The sequence below is a fragment of the Streptomyces sp. NPDC003077 genome, assembly GCF_040611095.1.
Lineage (GTDB): Bacteria > Actinomycetota > Actinomycetes > Streptomycetales > Streptomycetaceae > Streptomyces.
This window is the reverse complement of the sequence record NZ_JBEXNM010000011.1, coordinates 1-22,039: the sequence shown is the minus strand read 5'-3', so window position 1 is coordinate 22,039 and position 22,039 is coordinate 1. Positions and strand designations below refer to the sequence as shown.

Sequence of the window (22,039 nt, the reverse complement as noted above, 5' to 3'; positions counted from 1 at the left end):
GAAACGGTCGGGGTGAAAGCGGTCGGGACGGAAGTGGTCGGGACGGGGGCGGATGGAATGAAAGCGGTCGGGACGGGGGCGGTCGGGACGACGGGGGTAGCCGTACGCGGGCGGGTCGGGTGCCGCGGCGGCGGGCGTATGGAGTGGGCGGGCCGCCGTGGACATACGCGGGGGCGGCCGAGTGGACGGGGCCCGGCGGGGCCGTGCGCGGCCCCGGCGCGGACCGGGCGGCGCTCACCCCACCGTGGTGGCCACGGCAGGGCGGCTGGCCAGGACATCGAGGTAGACCTTCTCCGTGGCCGCCGCCACCCGGTCCCAGCCGTACCGGGTCAGCACCCGCCGACGGCCCGCCGCCCCGCACGCGGCCCGACGGGCCGGGTCGCCGAGGAGGCCGGTGACCGCCGAGGCGAGCGCGGCCGGATCGCCGGGCGGGACGAGGCGGCCGGTGCCGGGGTCGGCGACCGTGTCGAGCTGGCCGCCCACGGCGGTGGCCACCACGGGCGTGCCGCAGCCCATGGCCTCCAGCGGAACGATCCCGAAGGGCTCGTAGTCGGCGGGGCAGAGCACCACGTCCGCGCCGCGCAGCAGGGCCGGTACGCGTTCGCGCGGCACTCCGCCCAGGAAACGCACCCGTTCCGACACTCCCACCTCCCGGGCCAGCGCGCGCAGGCGCACCACTTCGGGATCGTGCGCCAGTTCGCTGAGCGGTGGGCCGCCGGCGATGACGAGTTCGGCGTTGGGCATCGCGGCCAGCGCCGCCACGGAGACCCCCGCGCCCTTGCGCCGTACCAGCCGGCCGATCTGCAACAGCCGGTGCCGCAGCGGCCCGCGCGGCGCGACCGGCCCGAACGGCGAGAAGTGGGCCGGGTCCACGCCGCACGGCACCACGGAGGCGCGGTGGGCGGGCACCCCCATCGCGGTCAGTTCGGCGACCTCGTCGCGGCAGGTGGCGATCACCCGGTCGCAGCGTTCGCCGACCGCCGTTTCCAGGGCGATCCGGTCGGCGGGGCTGGTGTCCGCGGCCATCTGGTGCCGCCGCTTGACGGTGCCCAGCGCGTGGTACGTGTGGGCCAGCGGCAGGCCCAGCTCCCGGGTGGCCACCAGGGAGGCCACGCCGGACATCCAGAAGTGCGAGTGCACGATGTCGGGCGGCGCCAGGGCCTGCTGCCATTCCCGTACGAGGAACCGGCCGAACTCCTCCATGTACGGGAGGAGTTCGTCCTTGGGGACGTGCCGGGGCGGACCCGCCGTGACGTGCCGCACCTCGACACCGGGCCGCAGCGGCACCCGGGCGGGCAGGTCGGGGGAGTCCCGCCGGGTGTAGACGACCACCTGGTGGCCGCGGTCGGCGAGGGCGGCGGCCAGGTGGGCGACGTGCACGTTCTGCCCGCCGGCGTCCACGCCGCCCAGGACGGCCAGGGGGCTGGCGTGTTCGGACACCAGGGCGACGGTGTACGGGCCGGCCGCACCGGACCGTCCCGCGACCGCCGGCGCCGGTGTCACCCGCCGCCCGGGGGGCCCGGCGGGGGCGCGCCCGGTCACGTCCTGGCCGGTGATGCCCCGCCCGGGCGCCCGGTGGCGGCCGGGTGCGCCCCGGCCCGGCCGGGTGTCCCCGCGCACCGGCCGACCCGTGCTGCCGCTGCCCTGCCCGGATATCGCCAGGTCGGCCGAGCCGCGGGGGGCCCCTGGCGGCCCTTCGCCCACCGTGGGCGCGGTCGGCCGGTACTCCTCCGCCGTACGCGCGGTCAGCCCACCACCGGCCGCCGGCCGTTCGGCGGCGTGCTGCTCGCCCGCCGACTGCTCGGAGAGCCGGCCTTCGGCTGCCGGCCGTTCGGGACTCCGGCGTTCGGCTGCCGACTGCCCGGAACCCCGGCGTTCGGCTGCCGTCCGGTCCGCCACGCGTTCACCAGCCACCGTCCGTGCGGTTGTTCCCCGCTCGTCCCTCGCCTGACCGGTCATCCCCGGGTCACCTCCTCGATCACGCGCTCCCAGTCGTGCAGGAAGCGCTTGAGCCCGTACCGCCCGAGGGCCGCGTCCCGGGCGCGGGCGCCGTCCTCGGCGGCGGCCTCCGGCTCGTGCACGTACCTGCGGGCCGCCTCCGCCAGCACCTCCGGGCGGGTGGACAGGACGCCCGCGCCCGCCGGCACCGCCTCCACCGCCTCCGTCGTGGCCAGCGCGACCACCGGCATCCCCAGGTGCATGGCCTCCAGCAGGGACAGTCCCAGCGACGTCCAGCGGATCGGGTGGAGGTACAGGCGGCGCTCGGCCATCGCCGCGTGCAGGTCGCCCTGAGGCAGATCCGCGGCGCGGCAGCGGTCCTCCGGCAGGCCCAGGTGCGCTGCCAGCCCTTCCGTACGCATCCCGAACACGTCCAGGGGAGCCGCCTCGCTCAGCGCGGGCAGCAGGTCGGTGCCGGTGGTCCGGCCGCGCCGCACCGGCTCGTTGACCACCACGGCGGCGCGCGGCAGCCGCCCGGTGTAGCGGTGGCCGGGGTCGACGATGCCGTGCTCGATCACCTCCGTGCGGGTGCGCCCGTTGTCCCAGAACAGCCGGTTGAAGTGGGTGACATGGACAAGCAGCAGATCGTCACGGTCGGCGCACGGGTGGCGGGTGTGCGGCACGTCCCCGTCCGGGGCGTTGTGCTCCAGGTACACCGCGGGCACGTCACGGCCCGGGCGCCGGCCGCCGAGCCACCGTTCCGCCAGTTCGATCTCGTGAGGGCGCTGGAGGAGGACCAGGTCGACGGGCGTGCGGGCGAGTTCGTCCGGGGGCACTTCCCGCACCGACTCGGGCCAGGGGAAGGTGCGGGCCCGGCCCAGGCCGTCCGGCCCGCGGTCGGGGGTGACGGGGACGAGATAGGTGTGCGGGCCTTGGACGAACGCGGTGGTCCACGAGCCGTGGACGTGCCACAGCAGGATGTTCATACGGTCACCTCCTGGTCGGGGCCGCGGTCCGGGCTCAGGAGCGAGTCCACGGCGGCGAGGAGCTCGGCGTCCGTCACCGAGTCCAGGCAGGGATGGCCGGGGACCGGGCAGGTACGGGCCCGGCTCCCGGCGCACGGCGCGCCCTGCCGCCCGAGCAGCACGGACGGCACGCGGTACGGCGCCCACCGGTCGGCCGGGACGACGGGCGCGAACAGGCACACGACGGGGGCGCCGACCGCCGCCGCCAGGTGCGCGGGCCCGGTGTTGCCCACCACGACGGCGCGCGCCCCGGCCAGCACACCGGCGAGTTCGGCGAGACCGGTCCGGCCGCCCAGGTCCAGGGCATGCCGGCCGGCCACGTATGCGGTGAGGGCGCGCTCGTCGGCGCCGCCGGTGACCACCACCCGGTGCCCGGCCGCGGCCAGCGCGGCGACGCCGCGCGCGGCACGGGCCGCGCTCCAGGCCCGGGCCGGTACGGCGGCGCCGGGGTGCACGACGACGTACGGGTCCGGTCCCGTCAGGTGCCCGGTGGCCGGAACGGGCGCCACGCGCAGGGTGCCCGGGTCGTCCGGGGGCAGCCGGAAGCCCGCGGCCTCCGCCAGGTCCAAGGCGGCCCGCGCCTCGTGCCGGCCGTCCGCCCGGTGGTGCCGCAGGTCCAGCAGGGCGCCCGGGTAGTCCTCGCTGTCCGCGCCGATCCACGGCACCCCGGCCATCCGCAGCAACAGGGCGGCCGGCAGCGGACTCTGATGAAAGGAGGTCAGGATCAGCGCCCGGTCGAACCGGCCCGCCGCCAGCCGCGCCACCAGCGCGTCCGTCTCCGCACGCCGGACCGGCGGCGGGTCCAGGCCCACCCACGGCGCGTCGTACACCACGACCTCGTCCACGCCCGGCAGCAGCCGCGCCGCCCGCTCGCCGAGCGGACCGCACAGCACCGTCGTGTGCCGCGAACCCGCCGCCACCGCGCGCACCGCGGGCCCCGCGAGCAGCACGTCGCCCGCGCTGTCGAGCCGGACGACCAGGGTGCGCGGGGAACGCGGGGCGGGGGGAGGGTGCGGGTGCGGTGGTACGGCCGCGGTCATGCGTTCGTGCCTTCCGTCGCGCTGAGGGTGGTCGGACGTTCCGTGGCGCCGAGGGGGGCCGGATCTTCCGTGGCGCCGAGGGCGGCCGGACGTTCCATGCCGCTGAGGGTGGCCGGACGTCCCGTCGCGCCGAGGGTGGCGGGGCACCCGGGGCAGGGTTCGCGCGGCACGTCCGCGGGGACCGGCGCGTCCGCGGGGACCGGCGCGTCCGCGGGGACCGGCGCGTCCGCAGGGACCGGCGCGTCCGCAGGGACCGGCGCGTCTGCGGGGACCGGCGCGGGCGCCCGGGGCCGGACGCGGCCGGTGGAGGCGTTCACCTCGGGGTGTTCGTGTGGTCGGGGGGCGTCGGTCGCGGGGCGGCCGTCGGTTCCGGCCCAGGCCCCGCCCAGGACGCCTGCCGGGGTCACGCCGGTGCCTCCTGCCGGGGTTCCGCCCCGGAGGAGGCCGCGGACGGCGGTCAGCAGGTCCGGTGCGCGGTCCCTCGCCGCGTCGATCTCTTCCTGACGGGTCACCGGGGTCGGGACCAGGACGCCGCGGGCGCCCACGGCACGCGCCGCCGCCACGTCCGCGCCGATGTCGCCGATGACGACGGAGCGCGCGGGCGAGGCGTGCAACCGCCCGCAGGCGGCCAGGATCAGGCCGGGGGCGGGTTTGCGGCAGGCGCACCCGTCGTCCGGGCCGTGCGGGCACACGGCCCAGACGCCGAACGGGCCCAGCAACTCCTCCACCCGGTCCCGCACGGCGCGCACCTGCCGCTGGTCCAGCAGTCCGCGCGCGACGCCCGATTGGTTGCTCACCACGCCGATGGGCACGCCGAGCGACCGGACCGCCTCGACCGCCTCCCGCGCGCCCGGCATCGGGCGCACCAGTCGGGGATCGCCGTTGTACGGCACGTCCTCGATCAGCGTGCCGTCCCGGTCGAAGAGCACCGCGTCGGGCAACTCCGCCGAACGCCGCACGGCACGCTCCTCGCCCCGGCCGTCCGGAACGAACAGCCACGGCCCGCCGGCCGGGACGGTAGGTGCGTGAGAGGTGGATGTGTTGAACACACGCCTCAGGTATCCCGGCACTCAACTACAAAACCTGGACAAACCGCCTCCGGGGCGTGTTGATCAGGGATCGGCGGTCACTGATCAACAGTCGCTGATCAAGGATCAGTAATCGACGGGAGGCTACGCGCCAGCGCCCTGGATGCTCGGTTCCATGGGGTGGTTGCGGCCACGAGCGACCGGTGAGCCCCGCCGATTCCTGTGACCGGCGACCTCCGTGGTGCGGCCGGGTCCGATTGACGTCCCTGGTCCGGGGACGGCCGACGGCGGTAGGTACTGGCCCCGAACGCAGGCACGGATGAGGACCATGGCCAGTGACCGGCGGCAAACGCTCAGCACCGCCCAGTTTCGGAAGCGAACGCGATATGCGCCGCGCTTTTCTCGACTATCACCGCACGACCCTTGCCATGAACTGCGAAGGGCTCACCGACGAGGAACTACGGCAGCAGTCGATGCCGCCGTCCACGCTTTCGCTGCTCGGTCTGGTGCGGCACATGGCAGAGGTGGAGCGTGCTTGGTTCCGCCGAGCGTTCGAAGACCACGACGTGCCCCTCGTCTGGTCCGGCAAGAGCGACTTCCAGGCGGCGTACGACGCGAGCGCGTCGACCAGGGACGAGGCGTTCACAGCCTGGGAGGTCGAGGTGGAGAACTCGCGCCGTATCGAGCGGGAGGCCGAATCCTTGGACCAGGTCGCATATCAGCCAAGGTGGGGCGAGGAGGTATCGCTGCGGATGGTGATGATGCACGTGCTCCTGGAATACGGCCGCCACAACGGGCACGCGGACTTTCTGCGTGAGGGCATCGATGGGACCGTAGGCGCCTGATTCCGCTGCCGAGCTTCACGGCGTGGTGTCGCTCGGTGCGCGCGTCCTGGCCTGCGGTGGGGGCAACCGCCACGCGACATCACGCGGAGATCGCCAGTAAGCACCTGATTCCGCGGGAGCCACAGATCTCCACACGCCGATCCATTCCAGAGAATCACCCGCGCGCCATCCGCGAACATGCCGGCGGGTCAGGCAGGGCCCCGCCCCGCCCCCTCACGCCTTCTCCAGCACCCCCGCCCGCGACACTCCCCGCGCCCCCCGCGCCGAGACCGGCGCGGCGTGCCGGTGCCGGAGCAGGCCGCGCAGCCAATGCGCGGAAGCGGCCGGGGGAATGGCGACGCTGGTGACGGCCATGGTCGTCAGTTCCCGCGCCGTGCGGGGCCCGGGTGCGATCCGGGCCCACACGAACTCGGCGGTGCCCGCGCACCACGCGCCCGCCCAGCCGGCCGCGGCCCGTGGCCGGCCCGCCGCGGCAAGCGCCAGCGCCGTGATGCCCGCCGCGGTCACCGCGAGGTGGCGCGGCAGCCGCCCGCGCGGCGCGCCGGCCCGCGCCCACCAGCTCCGGCCGTGCACCCGGGTCATCAGGACGTCGTCGGCGTTGCCCGCCTGCGTCCGCAGGGAGACCCAGCGGTCGGCGGGGCGTACGGGGTGCGTGGTGCGGCGGTCGCCGGTCGCGATGGACCAGCCCGCGTCGATGACGCGGAGCGCCAGGTCGGCGTCCTCCCGGAACGCGCGCCGGAACCGCTCGTCGAATCCGCCGACCGTCTCCAGCGCGGCCCTGCGGTAGGCCATGTCGGCGGTGATCCACCGGGCGCAGGCCAGCCCCGCCGTGTTGCGTTCCCAGTCCGTGGGGCGCCGGTCCGTGGGTAGCGGGACGGTGATCCGGGCCTGCACGGCGGCGGTCGCCGGATCGGCCACCGCCAGGTCGGCGGCCAGGTCGGCCGCCCAGGTGGGGTCCGGCAGGACGTCGTCGTCGAGGAAGGCGATCCACGGCTCGGGGGCCGATCGCCAACCCGCGTTGCGGGCCGCGGCCGGTCCCCGGGCGCACCCCGGCACGATCTCCACCAGTTCCCGCAGCGCGTCGGGCACGACGACCGGCAGCGGCTCGCAGTCGTCCAGCGGCCGGTCGTCGACCAGCACGATCCGCCGGGGCCGTGGCCCCTCGCCCTCCGCCAGCGCCCGCAGGCAGGCCCCGAGGCTGGGGCGGCCGAGCGTGGGGATGACCACCGCGTACGCGATCGACGGCCCGCCACCGCGCTGCCGAGCACGGTCGGGCGCCTCGGCAATGGGAGCGGACGGCGGCGGCGCCCCACCGGCGGTCAACTCGCCGGTGACCACCCCGCTGCCAGGCGCCCGCCCGCCAACGGCCCCGTCACCAGTGGCCCCGCCACCAGCGACCGCCCCCTGCTCGCTCGCACCACTCACCTCACTCACCCCGCCAACTCCTCGGCCATCTCCTCCGCCACCGCATCCGCAGCACCGGCCGCCTCGCCCGCCGACCGAGGCGCCGAGGCAGACGCCCCCGCGTCCGGCAGCTCGCTCGCGAAGAAGTCCTGGCGGCGGACGACGAACGGGCCGATCGCCAGCAGGTCCACCGGCGCGGAGCCGAAGCACTCCAGCGCGTCCCGGGGGTCGTCGACCATGGGGCGGCCCGCCGTGTTGAGGCTGGTGTTGACGACGACGGGCAGCCCGGTCAGCCGCTCGAACGCGCCCAGCATCCGGGCCACCAGCGGTTCCGCCGCGGGGTCCACGGTTTGGATGCGGGCCGTGCCGTCCACATGGACGACGGCCGGGATCCGGTTCCGCCACTCCTGCGCCACGTCGTGCACGAAGAGCATGTATGGGCTCGGCAGCGGACCGTCGAAGATCTCACCCGCCCGATCCACCAGCACCATCGGCGCAACCGGCCGGAACTGCTCCCGGCCCTTGACGTTGTTGAGCCGCTCCAGATTGCCCACCCGGCCCGGGTGCGCCAGCAGCGACCGGTGCCCCAGCGCGCGCGGCCCGAACTCCGCGCGGCCCTGGAACCACGCCACGATCTGGTCCTCCGCCAGCGCCCGCGCCACCGTCTCGGCGACGTCCCCGGGCCGTTCGAACGGCACCGCCGCCGTCTTGAGCCACGTCTCCAGCTCGGCGTCCGACCACCCCCGGCCCAGCGCCGCCCCGGCGGGCGGGCTCGGCGTCCGGCCGGCCTCCGCCGAGAGCAGCAGCGCGCCGCCGAGCGCCGTCCCCGCGTCCCCGGAGGCGGGCTGCACCCACACCCGGTCGAACGGGCCCTCCCGGGCGACGCGGGAATTGGCGACGCAGTTGAGCGCCACCCCGCCCGCCAGCGTCAGCACCCGGTCGTGGGTGTTTCCGTGCAACCAGTGGGCGAGGTCGAGCAGCGTCTCCTCCAGGCACGCCTGGGCGCTGGCGGCCAGGTCGGCGTGGCGCTGCGTCCACGCCTCGCCCGGCCGCAGCGGCTCGGAGAACTCCGTCCACGGCACGCCCGTGGCCCGGAACCCGCCGTCCCCGGTGGGGTGCACGTACTTGCGCAGCTCCGGGAGCATCCGCGGGGTGCCGTACGACGCGAGCGCCATCACCTTGAACTCGTCGGAGGACCGCAGGAAGCCGAGGTGTTCGGTCAGTTCCTCGTAGACCAGTCCGAGGGAGTGCGGCAGTCGCTGCGCGGCCAGTGGTTCCAGGTGGTCGCCGATCCGCTGCGCGGCCAGGTGGGAGGTCGCCTCCCCCCGGCCGTCCGAGACGAGGACGGAGCACGTCTCCGCGTCGGGCGCCGCGTACGCGCTGGAGGCGGCGTGCGCCATGTGGTGCGGCACGAAGTGGACGAGGGAGGGATCGAGGCCGGGCAGCGCCTCGCTCAGGAAGTTGGGCGCCTCACGGGCGTAGGTGAGGCGCAGGTGGTCCCAGGGGTCGTCCAGCCCCATGGCGTCGGCGGGCCGGGCCAGGTCCGGGTCGAAGGAGTACGCGACCGCGTCGAGGTCCTCGGGCCGCAGCCCGGCCTGCCGCAGGCACCAGGCGGCGGACTGCTCGGGCACCTCCCAGGCCGAGAAGGGCACCGGCCGCTTGCCGTGCTTGCGCCGGGAGAACCGCTCCTCCTCGGCGGCGGCGACGGTCCGGCCGTCGATCACCAGGGCGGCTGCTGGGTCGTGGAAGAGGGCGTTGATTCCAAGAATGCGCATGGACGGGCCTTTCTCGGCCGTGGGCCTTTCTGGACTTGATGGGGGTGGACCTTTCCCGTGCGTTTCCGGGGCCGGTGGCGACCGAGAACGGGAGGCGGGACGACAGAGAACGGGACCGGGACGACAGAGAACGGGAGGCCGGACCGGGACGACAGAGAACGGGAGGCCGGGTCGGGACGACAGAGAAGGGGCGGACGTAGGCCGACAGGGAGGAAGGAGGAGGGAAGGGGGAAGAGGGAAGGGGGACGGCGACACACCTGTGGTGCACGCGCCCGCCACACGGCGCCGGGCACCCCGGCCACCTCACGCCACGCGCGTGACCGGTTCGGGGGGTGCCCGCGCGCCATGGGAAGACACGGGGAGACACGGCAACGGATCGGCGGCCTCGGGCGGGCGTACGCGCACACCGTCGTGGGCGCGTACACCCCCGTACGCACCGGGCCGTCACCACCGGCGCCCGCCCGACGCCCTCGCACGCCACCCGGCCGGTGCCACCAGGGCACCGCCACCAAGCCGACGCCACCCGGCCGCCATCGCCCCCGATCCATTGCCGACCGGGGACACCTACGGCACCGCCCACCACCCGGCAGCCTTCGCCAGGAAGCCGCTACCGCCCGGAAGCCGGGGCGGCGTCACACCACCTGTCCCGCCGTCTCCGGCACGGGGACGCGGACCGGCTCGGGAGCCGTGCGCCGCTCGCGGAACCAGCGGATCACCCGGGCCAGCCCCTCGTCGGCGGCTATTCGGGGCTCCCACAGCAGCTTGCCGCGCGCCAGCGTGATGTCGGGGCAGCGGACGGCGGGGTCGTCGGTCGGGCGGTCGATGAAGCGGATGTCCGAGCGCGACCCGGCCAGCCCGATGATCTTGCGGGCCAGGTCGAGCATGGTGATCTCGACGGGGTTGCCGAGGTTGACCGGGCCGCGCAGGTCCGACGCGGCCATGGCCAGGATGCCGCGCACGGTGTCGTCCACGTAGGCCAGCGAACGCGTCTGCTGCCCGTCGCCGGTCACCGTGAGCGGTTCGCCGGCCAGCGCCTGGCAGACGAAGGTAGGGACGGCGCGGCCGTCGTGGCCGCGCATCCGGGGGCCGTAGGTGTTGAAGAGGCGCACGATGCCCGTGTTGGTGCCGCGCGAGGTGGCCTCGGCCATGGTGAGCGCCTCGGAGAACCGTTTGGCCTCGTCGTACACGCTGCGCGGCCCCACCGGGTTGACGTTGCCCCAGTAGTCCTCGCTCTGCGGGTGCCGCAGCGGGTCGCCGTACACCTCGGACGTGGACGCGAGTATGAAGCGGGCCCCCGAGGCGCGGGCCAGGTCCAGCGCGTTGCGGGTCCCCGCGCTGCCGGTGCGCAACGTGTGCAGCGGCAACCGCAGATAGTCGGCCGGGGAGGCCGGCGAGGCGAAGTGCAGGACGAGGTCGACCGGCCCGGCCACACCGAAGGGTTCACCGACATCGGCCTCCACCAGGGTGAAGCCCGGCCGGTCCCGAAGGTGGGCCACGTTCTCCGGGGAGCCGGTGCAGAAGTCGTCCACACAGGTGACGGCGGTCCCCTGATCGAGGAGCGCCGTGCACAGATGCGAACCGACGAAACCGGCGCCACCGGTGACCACTGCGTGCTTCCACGGGGGAGCGGATGCGGTGTCCATGAGGGTCCTTCCGTGAGCGTGAGCGCGTCGCCGGGTCAGCCGTTGTGGAAGACCGCTTTCTGCACGTCGTTGGGGCCGTCGAAGTCGTTCTCCTTCAGGCCGGAGATCGTGTCCACGACCTGGCTCTTCGCCTTGTTGTGCTTGGCGCAGTCGACCAGGTCCTTCTTCTTCGCGGGGTAGTGCGCGCCCTTGAGCGCCTTCTGAAGGTCGATGGGGCTCATCGCGGCCATGGGGTCCTCCCAAGAGGGGTGTGACGGGGGATCGTCGCGGGTTGTCGGGCACCGCCCGGGACGACCGGGGCGGCAGCAACGCCAGTACCCCCGTATTTACGTGCCAATCGGACTTTTCGCTTCCGGGGTCACGGAGGGGCGAGGCGAAGCGCCCGAGAGAACGCCCGCCTGCCATACGGCGGGAACGCTTGGCAGGCGGGTGGCGGGGACGCCCGAGAGAACGCCCGCCTGCCACAGGACGGGAACCCCTGGTGCTCAGTCGCAGGCCGCCAGTCGCTGCCGCATCTGGGAGAACAGCCGGTTCAGGATGCGGGAGATCTGCATCTGCGACACGCCCACGTTCTCGGCGATCTGGCTCTGGGACAGTTCCACGAAGAACCGCAGGTGCAGGACGCGCCGCTCCCGCTCGGAGAGGTCCGCCAGCAGCAGCCGCAGCGTCTCGCGGTCCACCACCCGCTCCAGCGCGACGTCCTCGGCGCCGAGGGTGTCGTACACCGTCAGGTCGTCCGCGATGCCCGTCACGGCGTCCAGGGAGACGGGGGCGCACCCGGTGCCGGCTTCCAGGCCCAGCAGCACGTCCTCCTCGGACAGCCCGGTCCGGGCGGCGATCTCCCGCACGGTGGGGCGGCGCCCGCCCAGCTCCTGTTCGAGGTCGGCGACCGCGGACCGGACCCGGGACCGCGCCTGCTGGACGCTGCGTGGGACGTGCAGGGTCCACAGGTAGTCCCGGAAGTGGCGTTTCAGCTCGCCGATGATGGTGGGGACCGCGTAGGCCTCGAAGGAGTGACCCAGATCCGGGTCGTACCGGTCCACGGCCTTGACCAGCGCCATCGCCGCCACCTGGCGAAGGTCCGCGGCGGTCTCGCCCTTGTTGCGGAACCTGCGGCTGATCCGCTCGGCCATCGGCAGCCACGCCCCGATGACCTGATGGCGCAGCAGTTCACGGGCGGGGCCCGGCGCCAGCCGCGCCAGCCGGCGGAAGTCCTCGTCGGTGTCGGGTGGCGTGGGGGTGCGGCGCGGTGTCGTCGCCATGGCCGTGTTCTCCTCGCGTGCGGTGCCCGCCCGTAGGCGACCCCCGTGCGGCGACCGCCGTGCCGGGACCCGCGCCACCGCTCGACCGGCGCGGGCGCCGTCCCCGGACGGCGGTACCCCGACGGGGTGCCGAGCGGTGGGCGCCTCCCTCAATGTGCGCCGGGCATCGGAACGGCGCGATTTTTGACCGGCCGATCGGCCGGAGCGGGTGGGTGGGCGAGCGGGTGGACGGGCGGGCGTAGGGAGGCGGGTGCGTAGGAGGGCGGGGCGGTGGCCGCGCGCCGTGCCCGACCGGGCCGTCGGCGGCCACTCGGCCGGGCCGTCGGCGGTCACCCGAACGGCCGCTCCCCAACGCGCCGCCCATCCCCCGGACGGCGGCACGGTGGGGAGCGGGGCCGTCGGCGATGCCCTCGCTCTCCGTTCGCCCGTGTCCGGCCCCCTCCGTCCGCCGACGTGGAACCGGCCGTCGTTCGCCCCTCCCCCCTGGGGCGCGCGGGTGCTCCACGGACGCCTCCACGCCGCCCCTCGCTCCCCGGGCACGCGCCGTCCGCGCTCCGCCCATGCGCCCGCTGCTCCCGGGCACGCACCGTCCGCCCCCGGCCACGCGCGGCTTGCCCCCGACTACCCCCGGAGCAGCCTCCGACCAGCGACGACGGCCCGGCGATCGATCGCCGGGCGACCGTTCGCGGGGGCCGTGCCCGCCCGGCCCGGCGTTGCGGGATCGCGCCGGGAGGGTGAACCTGGTGGCACTCAGGGAGTGTCCGGTCGATCACGGTTCGTGTTCGCTCCTGCGTCACTCCAGGCGACGCGAGGAGCGCCCGGCAGGGCCGGCTCCTCCCGACGAGGAGGGAGTCGCAGTCGTGATCACCGAAGTCAGTCGCCAGTACACCCTCGACGCCGAAGCGAACCCGTTTCGGATAGCCCAGGTGCGGCGCATCGTCGCCGCCCACCTGCGGCATTGGGGTCTCGAACCGCTCATGCAGGCGGTGGGCCTGGGCGTCAGCGAACTGCTGACCAATGTCTACCGGCACGCCGGTGAGGACAAGACGTGCACGCTCGAACTGCGGTGGACCGGCCGTCGCCTGACGGCGTCCGTCGCCGACAAAGATTCCCGGTTGCCGCGGCTGTATACCGCGGTCCCGCTGGCCACCCCGCAGCGCGGTCTGGCGATGATCGCCTCCCTCAGCGACAGCTGGGGCACCCACGCCACGAACGAGGGAAAGGTCGTCTGGTTCACCGTTCGCACCGACGCGCCCACGGGCCCGCCGCTGCGTCCGGCTCCCCCTCCTCCCGCCATCCCCACCGCGGAGCAGGTCCTCCTGCCCGTCGGATGACGGCCACCCCAGGCCCGGGATCCCGCTCGCGCGACGGGGCCCGGGCCCTTTCGTGCGCTAGTGGTGGCGGGACCGGGGTACGAGCGCCCGGAGGCGCATACGGAGACGCGTACGAGCAGCCGGGGACACGCGTACGGGCATCCGGAGGCTGGGGCCCGTACGAGGCGGGGGCGCGTGCGGACATGCGGGGGCGCGGGCGCGTACGAAGGAAGACGGGGACGCGTACGGAAGCGAGGGCGGGCGCGGGAGAGGGCGGGCGCGGAAACGGAAGCGCCCCGGTGCGCGCGGGCCCGCCGTGGGTACCCGGAAGTCCCCGGGCGCGCTCACCGGGCTCGACGGGGCCAGGCTGGTCCTGGGCACCCGCGCAGGCCGGGAAGGGAAGGCGGGCAACCGCCGCCCGCCCCCTCACAGGCCCGCTGAGACACACGGGCCCCACGCGAACCCACGAGAACGGCCCATGAGAACGACCCCTGAGAACGCCCACGAAAACGACCCACGGAAGGCCCCCGGAGGTCACATACGTCCGCGGAAGGACATCAAGAGGACATCAAGGAGACCGTCCCATGCGATTCCATGACCGCCGCGACGCCGGCGAGCAGCTCGCCACCAGATTCCTCGAATGGAACGCCGACAACGAACTCTTCAACACCATCGTTCTCGCCCTGCCGCGCGGGGGTGTGCCCGTCGGGGCGGCGGTGGCGCGGGTGCTGCACGTCCCGCTCGACATCCTCGTCGCCCGCAAGATCGGCGTGCCGGGGCAGCCGGAGGTGGGAATCGGCGCCATCGTCGACGAGGATCCGCCTTTGTACGACAAACGGGCCCTGGAAATGCTCGGCCTGTCCGAGGACCGGCTCGGCGCGGAGGTGGCCCGCGAGCGGGCGGAGCTGCACCGCCGCGAGGACCTGTACCGGCATGGGCTGCCCCCGCTCCAGGTCGAGGGCCGCACCGTGATCGTCGTGGACGACGGGCTGGCCACCGGCGCCACCGCGCGTGCGGCCCTGCGCCACCTACGGGGCCGCGGGCCCGGTCGGCTGATCCTGGCCGCCCCGGTGTGCGGCCCGAGCACCGCCGCGCTGATGCGCGAGGAGGCCGACGACTTCGTGTGCCTCCACCAGCCGGAGCACTTCCGTGCCGTGGGGGAGGCGTACGAGAACTTCGACCAGGTCTCGGACGAGGAAGTGCTCAGCATCCTGCACGGCCAGGACGCCAGGTCGTAGTGCCGCGCCGCACGGAACGTACGGAACACGCAGCACGCACGGGACGCGCGGAACACACGGAATGCACGGGAACGCACGTGACCAAGGTCCCGCCCGTGCGGGGTCCCCCGTCCTCACCTCGTCGGGTGGGGCAATTTGGTGGGGTTCAACCGTTTTGCGGAGGGGGTGCCGGGAAGCCACTACTCCGAAGGCAAGGAGCGCAAGAGCCAGGAGTGACCCCAGGAACGAGGAGAGTGCACCGTGTCCGATGACGCCACGGGTGACGAGATCTACCAGCCGAGCAACACCGACGACCCCGACAACCCCGACTTCCTCGACATGGAGAACAGCCTCGACGAACCGGGGACCGACGAACTCCTCGACAAGGGCTACTCGCCCCCCGAGAAACCCCTCGGGGTCAACCGCTACGGCACGACCATCGAAGAGCAGCGCGAGGGCGAATCCCTGGACCAGCGGCTCGCCGAGGAGGTCCCCGACGTCCAGGTGCCGGACGGCGACGGCATCGGCGACCAGCCGGGCAAGGACGGCGAACCGGTGGACGACCTGGCCGGAGAAGACCGCGCGGGCCGCCTGACCAGGCCAGACGAGCCCGGCTCGAACCTGCCGAGCGACGTCGTGGGCGAGGACGTCGGCATCGACGGCGGGGCGGCCTCGGCGGAGGAGGCGGCGGTCCACCGCGTGGACGACGACGAGCTCTGAGCCGGTGCGGGGCCCGCCTCCGACGAAATCCCGACGAAAACCTGAAGAACCCTCGAAAGAACTCCCGCCAGGAATCCAGGAATCCTGGAACCCGGCAATCCAGGAACCCCCGACGAATCCCCGGAAACACCCGAAGGAAACCGCGCACCGCGCTGAAAGGTGAAAGGCCATGACGGTACCCGAAGAGAACCGGCCCAAGACCACCCGTACCACCGACCAGGGACGGAATTCGTCCGGCGGCCGGAAATCGGGGGCCGCCGACCAAGGCCCCGGCGCGACCTCGCGCGCCCGGCAGCGCGGCGCCGACCGTCCCGCCCGTACGAGTGAAACCGCTGGTGGACGAGGCGGCGACGCCACCCGCAGCGGCCAGGCCGACGGATCGGTCGGCAGAGAACTCCGCAGAAAGATGGACGAGGCGGGAATGAGCGCGGAGGACTTCGGCTGATCCGGCGGGAGAGCGAGGAGGGAACCGGCCGGAAGAAATCCGGCGACGAGAAAACCGGCGACGAGAAATCCGGCGACGACAGAACGGGGGAGGAATCCGGAGAACGGGCGGTCGGAGAAAGGCCAAGACGCGAGAAAACGCTGGGCGGCGCCCCAAGAGCCGCGCCGCCCACGTTCTCGTCCGTATCCACCCACCGGCCCCTATCCACCCACCCGGCCCGTACCCGTCCACAGGCCCCTACCGCACCCACGCCCGCCCAGGCCCCGCGTCCCTACCCACCCCGCCTCTGCCAGGCGCGACCCCACCTCCGCCAGGCGCCCGACGCCTCCGCCAGGCGCCCGACGCCCCTGCCAGGCGCCCGACGCCTCCGCCAGGCGCCCGACGCCCCCGCCAGACGCCCCACCCCGCCCGCGCATCCCCTACGGCCGCTACGGCCGCCGCCAGGCATCGCTCTCCAAATGCGACCCGGCCTGCGGCCCCATCCGCAGCATTCCGCCGTCCACGCTCCACGAGGCCCCGGTGACGTAGCTCGCGTCCGGGCCGCAGAGGAAGGCGATCACCGCCGCGACCTCCCGGGCGTCACCCGGACGGCCCACCGGGATCCCGGGGCGCCGCTCGGTGTGCACGTCGGTGTCGGTCTGGCCGGTCATCGGCGTGGCGATCTCTCCGGGCGCCACCGCGTTGACCGTGATGCCGTGCTCGGCCAGTTCCAGCGCCATGACCTGCGTGAGCAGCCCGAGCCCGCCCTTGGCCGCGCAGTAAGGGGCCGCGCCCACCCGCGGCTGGTGCTCGTGGACGCTGGTGACGTTGACGATCCGGCCGCCCCGGCCCTGCCGGATCATGTGCCGGGCGGCGTGCTGGCCGCACAGGAACGGGCCGATGAGATCGACGTCGAGGACCTGCCGGACGGTGGCCAGGTCCAGGTCCAGGAACGGCGTGGCGGTGCCGGTGCCCGAGTTGTTGACCAGGATGTCCAGGCCGCCCAGTTCCTCGGCGAGGTGGTCGATCACCTCGGCGGCGTCCGGCAGCAGCGTCAGGTCGAGGTGGGCGACCGCCGCCCGCCGCCCCAGGGCACGCACCTCCTCGGCGGTGCGCCGGGCGCCCTCGATGTCGCGGTGCCAGGTGATGCCGATGTCCGCGCCCTGCTCGGCGAGGCGTACGGCGGTGGCGCGGCCGATGCCCGAGTCCGAACCCGTGATCACCGCGACCCGCGCGGCGTGGCCCTGCTGTTGCCCGTTCATACGTCTCCTCCGGCGATAGGACGGCAGTGCGGCGGAAGGGGTGGACAGGGGGAAGCGGTGGGGCGGTAGGGGTGCGGGCCGGTCCCCGGCCCGACAGCGTGACGCGGTACGTCCCCGCCCCCCTCCCCTTTCCACCACGCTCTCCGGCGTGTGCGGAACGGGTTCCCCAGACGCCCCGGACGACGCTTCCGCAGGGGCCCGCGGGCCCCTGTGAGCAACCCCACCCACTGTGCCGGAGCCCTTGGGGCGCAAGGGATCGGGCGCAGTGGGCCGGTCGTTGTCGGCAGGGGAGGTCGCCGACTGACCGCATTGGTCTGTGAGGATGGGTTATCGCTGAGCCGAAGGGGTCCTTCCGTGTTCGCCCGGGGCGTCGACGGACAGCGCAGCCAGATCTCGGCGGAGCCGCCGCGCGCCGCAGCCGGTGTCCGCTCTTGCGCCGATTCCGCTTTCCGAGCCTGATGGGCTCTTCACGAAGTCGTCGTCTTCTGTGCCTTCCTCCTTCTCTGCCCTGCTGAAGCGCCCAGCCCTGCGCCGACGCGCAGCTCTGCCGGAGCGCTCGCCCGCCCCGCCCACCGAGGCGCCCGCGCCCTCGTCCTCGTCCATCCCGTCCACCGCGCCCGCTCCGGACGCGAGGAGCGCGATGGACGTGACGGGTGCGACCGATGTGACGGGCGCGACCGACGTGACGGACACCCCGGACACGGGTACGCCCAACGCCACCGACACCGCCCACCCCACCGGCCCCACCCCCCGCCCCGGCCGGCTCCGCGCCCTGGCCCGTCGCAAGGCGGGCGGCGGCGGTGACCACGCGCCGTGGCGCTCGCTGCGCTACCGCAGCATGCGCTGGTGGTCGGTGGCCAACCTGGTCTCCAACGCCGGTACGTGGATGCAGCTCACCGTGCAGAACCTGCTCGTGCTGCAGCTCACCGGTTCCGCCGCGGCCACCGGTCTGTCGCTGTCCGTGCAGGCCGCGCCCGGTCTGCTGATGGGCCTGCTGGGCGGTGCCGCCGTCGACCGCTGGCCGCGCAAGCTCACGGCCGCGGTGAGCCAGGCCGTGCTGGGCCTGATCGCCTTCACCACGGCGGCGCTGGTCGCGTTCGACATGCTCAACGTGCCGATGCTGATGACGCTGGCCGCCGTCACCGGTCTGATCGCGACCATCGACAGCCCGGCCTGCGCCCTGCTGGGCAACGACCTGGTGCCGACCAAGGACGTGCCGTCCGCCATCGCGGTGGGCTCGCTGGTCCACAGCGTGGGCCGACTCGCCGGTACGGCGCTGGCCGGTGCGGTCGTCGCCTTCCTCGGCACCGGTGCCGCCTACGCGGCGAACGGCGTGTCGTTCCTGTTCGTCGCGGCGGTCATCCCGTTCCTGCGCCCGGTCGCCAAGGAACTGCGCGAGCCGTCCGGCCAGGAGGTCCAGGCGCCCGCGAAGGCCGCTTCCCGGGACCGGCGCGCCCAGCGCACGGAGCGGGGAACCGGGGCCCGTGAGGGATTCGTGTTCTTCCTGCGCCGCCCGCGCCTGGTCGCGCTGGCCGTGATCACCGGACTGAGCGCCATCTTCGGCCGCAACTACCAGCTGACGCTGGCCGTCCTGGTGACCACCACGCTGCACGGCGGCGCCGGGGCGTTCGGCACGGTCTCCTCCGTCCTCGCAGTCGGCGGCATCGTCGGCGCCGTGCTGGCCGCGCGCCTGCGCAGCCCCTCGGTGCGGATGGTCGGCGCGCTCGCGGCGGCGGGCGCCCTGCTCCAGATCGTGGTGGGCCTGTCCCCGTCCTTCGCGATGGTGCTGGTCCTGGTGCTCCCGATGGCCATCGCCGAGTCGATCTCGGACACCGCTGGCACTACCGTCCTGCAGACCGACCCGCCCGCCCACATGCGGGGCCGCGTCCTGGGCGTCTGGCGCAGCGCCAGCACCGCCTGGGGCCTGGCGGGCCCGCCGCTGCTCGGCCTGCTGATGGAACTCGCCGGGGCGCGCGGCGCGCTGGTGGCCGGCGGCCTGGTCATCGTCGCCGTCATCGCGGGCGGTGCCCTGCTCCGCAAGCGGCGCGAGGTGGCGGTCTCCCCGCTGCCGTCCGTGGCGGAGACCCCGCTTCTCCCGCGCCCGGACCTGAGCACGGCCGCCTGACGAGGACCTTCCTCGGGGCTCGCCCCATATGGCGGTCGAGGCGCTCGGGGGAGCCGAGGGCTTGGGCGATCTCGCCGAGCAGGGGCACCGTGCCCCCGGCGGCTGCCTCGGCGACCACCAGGTCGAGGGCGAGATCCAGGGCGGTGTGCTCCATGGGCAGCAGATCGCGCTTCAGCACGGTGCGCGCCAGGCCGGCCAGGAGCAGCAGGCGACGCTTGCGGACCTCCGTGGACCAGTCCTCCTCGCTGACCGAGGCGGGCCGGGGCGGGGCGTCCAGCGGGTTCAACCGGCCCGGCAGCCCCGGGCCCAGCGCGATGCTGTAGCCGCCGAGGGCCTGGGCGACGCCGGTCCACTCGCCCTTCGGGTCGCACGGGATGTAGATCCGGTAGCCGTGGGCGATCGACCGGGTGGCGATGGACTTCGCCAGCGCGGACTTGCCCATGCCGATGATTCCGGCCAGGACCGCGTTCGGGTTGGTGAAGCCCTCGATCCGGCCGCTGCTGTACAGCGAGAAGGGGTCGAAGCAGAGGGCGGCTTCGGCGTGGACGTCGCGGCCGATGAAGATGCCCTCCGCGCCCAGGCCGCCCTCGGCCACGAAGGGGTAGGCACCGCTGGCGGTGGCGGTGGTCATCCGGTGGGTGGGCAGGTTGAGCCTGCCGCTGCGGGCCGAGGCCGGACCGGGGCGACCCGCCGGCGGAAAGGTCGGCCGCAGTTCCGGGTCCAGGGTCTGCTCGGCGCGGTGCTGGGGCGGTGTTGCGGCGATGCGCGCCTGGCGGCGGGCCTCGGCGAAACCGGCGCGGGCGGCCCGCTGCTCGGCACGCGGTGCCTTGTGGGGCACGAACAGAGGGGAGGCGCTGGCGCGGGGGCGGGGCATGAACGTTTCTCCAGGAAGGGGGGCGGGTCAGCGGCGGATAAGGCCGGTGAAGGGCGCGTGCAGGTCGGCCGGGGTCGTGCGGCGGCGCACCAGGTGCGCGGTGCGCTGGTGGCGCTGGCAGACGGTCAGTTCGGGTGCGCCTTCGGGCAGGCCGGCCCGGCACCTCTCGGGGTCGGGTACTTCGCCGGAATCGGGCCGGGGCGCCGCGTGGTAGGCGGCATGGACGTGCTCGGCGGCCTGCCACAGCCGGGTGCGGGCGGCGCGGAGCTGCTCGCCCTCGGCCGGAACGAGCTGGCCGACCCGCAGGGCGTGCGCGTCGAGCAGTCCGTGCGCCGAGACGAGGTGGCCGTGCAGGGCGTCCAGCTCGGCCCGGGTGGTGACGAGCGGGCCGCCGGGAAGGTTGAGCGCGCGGTGGAAGTCGAGCGCGGCGGTGGCGAAGGGCACGAAGTCCTGAGCGGTGGGGCTGGGGGTGCGGGACATGGGGGTGCTCTTTCGAGGGGGAGGGTCAGGCGGCGATCGCGAGCGGCATGGCGGCGGCGGTGAACGCTTGGGCCTGCTGCCAGGTCAGGGGCCGGATGTCGAGCTGGGCACCGACGGCGGCGGTCTCCAGGACGGCGCAGGCGGTGCGGAGTTCGTCCTCGGAGTCGGCCGAGACGGTCAGCAGCCCGGTCAGGGCGACATCGGCGTGCCCGGCGATGAGCTGGCGCTCGCGGGACTTGATGTCCTGGTATTCGATCGAGTCGGCCTCGGAGTCGACCTGTCCGCGCCGGGCCCGCTCGGCGGCGTCGGCGATGACGCTGGCCTTCTTGCGCTGGACGTCGCGCAGGGCGGCGTCCAGTCCCTTCGGCTCGTAGGAGAGCGACAGGGTGCGCCGGATCCCGCCGGTGAACAGGAGCTGGTGCAGGAAGCCGGCCGAGGTCTCGGTCCGGGGCCAGTTCTCCACCCAGTACGTGGCGTGGACGGCCGAGTCGGTCGCGATGTGGTCCGCCTTCTCGACGACCACGACGGGGCCGGCGGCGGGCTCGGCCTCGGGGCGGCCGGCGGTGGACCACCGGTCCAGCGTCGCCAGCGCCTTCGGATCGTAGGCGGTGCGCACGACGGCGGCGATCTCGCGGGCGGTGAGCCAGCCGGTGGGGTTGAGCCCGGCGGTTCGCGCGGCCTGGTCGAAGGTGGAGGTCAGCTGCGCCAGCACGCTGAAGGAACCGGTCAGGCCGCCGCCGGCCTGATTGATCAGCCGTCGCGCCGCCTTGGTGTCCAGGGACACCGCGACGTACGCCTCGTGGGGGGCCGCGGCCGGGCCCGCGCTTTGGATGAGCTCGTTGTAGATCGGGCCGGCCATGGGGGCGTGCGGTCGGCCGTGCTCTTCCCAGTAGCGGCGCAGCGCGTCGCCGGAGTCCGGGACGGTGCGCTCGATCACCTGGATGCGCGCGATCTGCCCGGTGCGGGCGAGCGCGGCCAGGGCACGTCCCCAGCCGCTGACGTTGGCCTGCTGGGTGCCCGGGTCGAGCAGCGCGTAGGCGCGGGAGGAGACCTTGACCACGGCGGTCAGCGTGCCGTGGTGCGGGTCGTGGACCGCACCGTACCGGCCGTCCGGAGCGGTGTGCACGCGCAGGCTGGCGGCGGTGCCGGGAAGGTGGAGAAGTCCTTCGCGGGTGGGCCGGCGGGAAGGCTGGGTGAGCCAGAGGAGCTGGCCGCGCACCCGGCGCAGGACGTACCGGGCCGCGATCGGCGCCCAGTCCGCCAGCGCACGGCCCCGGTGGCGGGCGAAGACGAGCAGGGCGAGGACGGCCCACAGCGGGAGGAGCTGGAGGGCGCCGACCACGCCGCGGGTGAGGACCACGGCGAGCAGGAGCAGGCCGGCGAGGCCGGCGACGATCAGTTGCGGGGTGGTCAGGCCGAGCAGGATGCCGCGCCTGCTGCGGTGGGGAAACTTCACGGTGGCCGTGGGGACCTGGTGATTGCCGGACATGGTGATTCCAGACGGTGAGAGCGGGCGGAGGACAGGGCGCACGGCGCTCTGGTGGACGGCATGACGAGATTCCTCTGCTGGTCTGGGGTGGGGCGGGGGCGGGGCGTGCTCCACCGCCCCCAACGGAAGAGCACAACTCAGAAAAAAAATCACCGGTATGCCAAAAAAGGGTTGG

The 22,039-nt window shown here is 74.2% G+C and carries 17 protein-coding genes and 2 pseudogenes; 6 read left to right on the top strand and 13 right to left on the bottom strand.

Annotated features, from left to right (window positions below; genetic code table 11):
- Positions 1-234 precede the first annotated feature (234 nt).
- From ABZX96_RS10355 to ABZX96_RS10340, 4 genes and pseudogenes are all read right to left on the bottom strand, one after another.
- Complete coding sequence (locus tag ABZX96_RS10355; RefSeq protein ID WP_355541367.1) at positions 235-1,503, bottom strand: glycosyltransferase; 1,269 nt, start codon at positions 1,501-1,503, stop codon at positions 235-237.
- Positions 1,504-1,955: 452 nt separating this feature from the next.
- Positions 1,956-2,924: a glycosyltransferase gene (locus ABZX96_RS10350; protein WP_355541011.1), complete on the bottom strand. Its 969-nt coding sequence runs from the start codon at positions 2,922-2,924 to the stop codon at positions 1,956-1,958.
- Positions 2,921-4,003, bottom strand: a complete 1,083-nt coding sequence (locus ABZX96_RS10345) for a glycosyltransferase family 9 protein (protein ID WP_355541008.1) — start codon at positions 4,001-4,003, stop codon at positions 2,921-2,923. Before ABZX96_RS10345 ends, ABZX96_RS10350 begins: the two co-directional genes overlap by 4 nt.
- 437 nt (positions 4,004-4,440) lie before the next feature.
- A pseudogene (locus ABZX96_RS10340) lies at positions 4,441-4,962 on the bottom strand (HAD-IIIA family hydrolase); the annotation flags it as partial.
- Positions 4,963-5,366: 404 nt separating this feature from the next.
- Here ABZX96_RS10340 and ABZX96_RS10335 point away from each other — a divergent pair.
- On the top strand, positions 5,367-5,876 hold the full coding sequence (locus tag ABZX96_RS10335; RefSeq protein ID WP_355541005.1) for a DinB family protein: 510 nt from the start codon (positions 5,367-5,369) through the stop codon (positions 5,874-5,876).
- Positions 5,877-6,089: 213 nt separating this feature from the next.
- Here the strand turns inward: ABZX96_RS10335 and ABZX96_RS10330 are convergent, their stop codons facing one another.
- The 5 genes from ABZX96_RS10330 to ABZX96_RS10310 all read right to left on the bottom strand — a co-directional run bounded on the left by ABZX96_RS10330 (position 6,090) and on the right by ABZX96_RS10310 (position 11,960).
- Positions 6,090-7,163 (bottom strand): glycosyltransferase, encoded by a 1,074-nt coding sequence (locus ABZX96_RS10330; protein ID WP_355541364.1) that lies wholly within the window; start codon positions 7,161-7,163, stop codon positions 6,090-6,092.
- A gap of 143 nt (positions 7,164-7,306) precedes the next feature.
- Positions 7,307-9,055 carry a carbamoyltransferase C-terminal domain-containing protein gene (locus ABZX96_RS10325; protein WP_355541002.1) on the bottom strand — a complete coding sequence of 583 codons (1,749 nt, stop codon included), beginning with the start codon at positions 9,053-9,055 and terminating at the stop codon, positions 7,307-7,309.
- Between the two features lie 632 nt (positions 9,056-9,687).
- Positions 9,688-10,698, bottom strand: a complete 1,011-nt coding sequence (locus ABZX96_RS10320; RefSeq protein ID WP_355540999.1) for an NAD-dependent epimerase/dehydratase family protein — start codon at positions 10,696-10,698, stop codon at positions 9,688-9,690.
- Positions 10,699-10,733: 35 nt separating this feature from the next.
- The gene (locus ABZX96_RS10315; protein WP_355540996.1) at positions 10,734-10,928 is read right to left on the bottom strand and encodes a DUF2795 domain-containing protein; all 195 of its coding nucleotides are present in this window, start codon (positions 10,926-10,928) and stop codon (positions 10,734-10,736) included.
- 255 nt (positions 10,929-11,183) lie between these two features.
- Positions 11,184-11,960 carry a SigB/SigF/SigG family RNA polymerase sigma factor gene (locus ABZX96_RS10310; RefSeq protein ID WP_355540993.1) on the bottom strand — a complete coding sequence of 259 codons (777 nt, stop codon included), beginning with the start codon at positions 11,958-11,960 and terminating at the stop codon, positions 11,184-11,186.
- 860 nt (positions 11,961-12,820) lie between these two features.
- Between ABZX96_RS10310 and ABZX96_RS10305 the strand changes: the two genes are divergently transcribed.
- The 4 genes from ABZX96_RS10305 (at position 12,821) to ABZX96_RS10290 (ending at position 15,655) form a co-directional block, all read left to right on the top strand.
- On the top strand, positions 12,821-13,294 hold the full coding sequence (locus ABZX96_RS10305; RefSeq protein ID WP_355540990.1) for an ATP-binding protein: 474 nt from the start codon (positions 12,821-12,823) through the stop codon (positions 13,292-13,294).
- Between the two features lie 563 nt (positions 13,295-13,857).
- Positions 13,858-14,511: a phosphoribosyltransferase family protein gene (locus ABZX96_RS10300; protein ID WP_355540987.1), complete on the top strand. Its 654-nt coding sequence runs from the start codon at positions 13,858-13,860 to the stop codon at positions 14,509-14,511.
- 240 nt (positions 14,512-14,751) lie between these two features.
- Positions 14,752-15,210, top strand: a complete 459-nt coding sequence (locus ABZX96_RS10295) for a DUF5709 domain-containing protein (protein WP_355540984.1) — start codon at positions 14,752-14,754, stop codon at positions 15,208-15,210.
- Positions 15,211-15,379: 169 nt separating this feature from the next.
- Positions 15,380-15,655 carry a hypothetical protein gene (locus ABZX96_RS10290; protein WP_355540981.1) on the top strand — a complete coding sequence of 92 codons (276 nt, stop codon included), beginning with the start codon at positions 15,380-15,382 and terminating at the stop codon, positions 15,653-15,655.
- 428 nt (positions 15,656-16,083) lie between these two features.
- Here the strand turns inward: ABZX96_RS10290 and ABZX96_RS10285 are convergent, their stop codons facing one another.
- Positions 16,084-16,896: an SDR family oxidoreductase gene (locus tag ABZX96_RS10285; protein WP_355540978.1), complete on the bottom strand. Its 813-nt coding sequence runs from the start codon at positions 16,894-16,896 to the stop codon at positions 16,084-16,086.
- A gap of 640 nt (positions 16,897-17,536) precedes the next feature.
- Here ABZX96_RS10285 and ABZX96_RS10280 point away from each other — a divergent pair.
- Entirely contained in the window at positions 17,537-19,021 is a 1,485-nt protein-coding gene (locus ABZX96_RS10280) for an MFS transporter (protein WP_355540975.1), read from the top strand.
- A 4-nt stretch (positions 19,022-19,025) separates the two neighbouring features.
- Here ABZX96_RS10280 and ABZX96_RS10275 read toward each other — a convergent pair.
- From ABZX96_RS10275 to ABZX96_RS10265, 3 genes and pseudogenes are all read right to left on the bottom strand, one after another.
- Positions 19,026-19,895: pseudogene (locus ABZX96_RS10275) on the bottom strand (ATP-binding protein); the annotation flags it as partial.
- Positions 19,896-19,922: 27 nt separating this feature from the next.
- Entirely contained in the window at positions 19,923-20,375 is a 453-nt protein-coding gene (locus tag ABZX96_RS10270; RefSeq protein WP_355540972.1) for a DUF6238 family protein, read from the bottom strand.
- Between the two features lie 25 nt (positions 20,376-20,400).
- Positions 20,401-21,864, bottom strand: a complete 1,464-nt coding sequence (locus tag ABZX96_RS10265; protein WP_355540969.1) for an SCO6880 family protein — start codon at positions 21,862-21,864, stop codon at positions 20,401-20,403.
- Positions 21,865-22,039 lie beyond the last annotated feature (175 nt).

Bases quoted from the DNA above. Each gene is read 5' to 3' on its own strand.
- ABZX96_RS10280 (WP_355540975.1), top strand. From the start codon at position 17,537: ATGGACGTGACGGGTGCGACCGATGTGACGGGCGCGACCGACGTGACG.
- ABZX96_RS10320 (WP_355540999.1), bottom strand. From the start codon at position 10,698: ATGGACACCGCATCCGCTCCCCCGTGGAAGCACGCAGTGGTCACCGGT.
- ABZX96_RS10270 (WP_355540972.1), bottom strand. From the start codon at position 20,375: ATGTCCCGCACCCCCAGCCCCACCGCTCAGGACTTCGTGCCCTTCGCC.
- ABZX96_RS10345 (WP_355541008.1), bottom strand. From the start codon at position 4,003: ATGACCGCGGCCGTACCACCGCACCCGCACCCTCCCCCCGCCCCGCGT.
- ABZX96_RS10310 (WP_355540993.1), bottom strand. From the start codon at position 11,960: ATGGCGACGACACCGCGCCGCACCCCCACGCCACCCGACACCGACGAG.
- ABZX96_RS10300 (WP_355540987.1), top strand. From the start codon at position 13,858: ATGCGATTCCATGACCGCCGCGACGCCGGCGAGCAGCTCGCCACCAGA.
- ABZX96_RS10285 (WP_355540978.1), bottom strand. From the start codon at position 16,896: ATGAACGGGCAACAGCAGGGCCACGCCGCGCGGGTCGCGGTGATCACG.
- ABZX96_RS10265 (WP_355540969.1), bottom strand. From the start codon at position 21,864: ATGTCCGGCAATCACCAGGTCCCCACGGCCACCGTGAAGTTTCCCCAC.
- ABZX96_RS10290 (WP_355540981.1), top strand. From the start codon at position 15,380: ATGACGGTACCCGAAGAGAACCGGCCCAAGACCACCCGTACCACCGAC.
- ABZX96_RS10325 (WP_355541002.1), bottom strand. From the start codon at position 9,055: ATGCGCATTCTTGGAATCAACGCCCTCTTCCACGACCCAGCAGCCGCC.
- ABZX96_RS10315 (WP_355540996.1), bottom strand. From the start codon at position 10,928: ATGGCCGCGATGAGCCCCATCGACCTTCAGAAGGCGCTCAAGGGCGCG.
- ABZX96_RS10350 (WP_355541011.1), bottom strand. From the start codon at position 2,924: ATGAACATCCTGCTGTGGCACGTCCACGGCTCGTGGACCACCGCGTTC.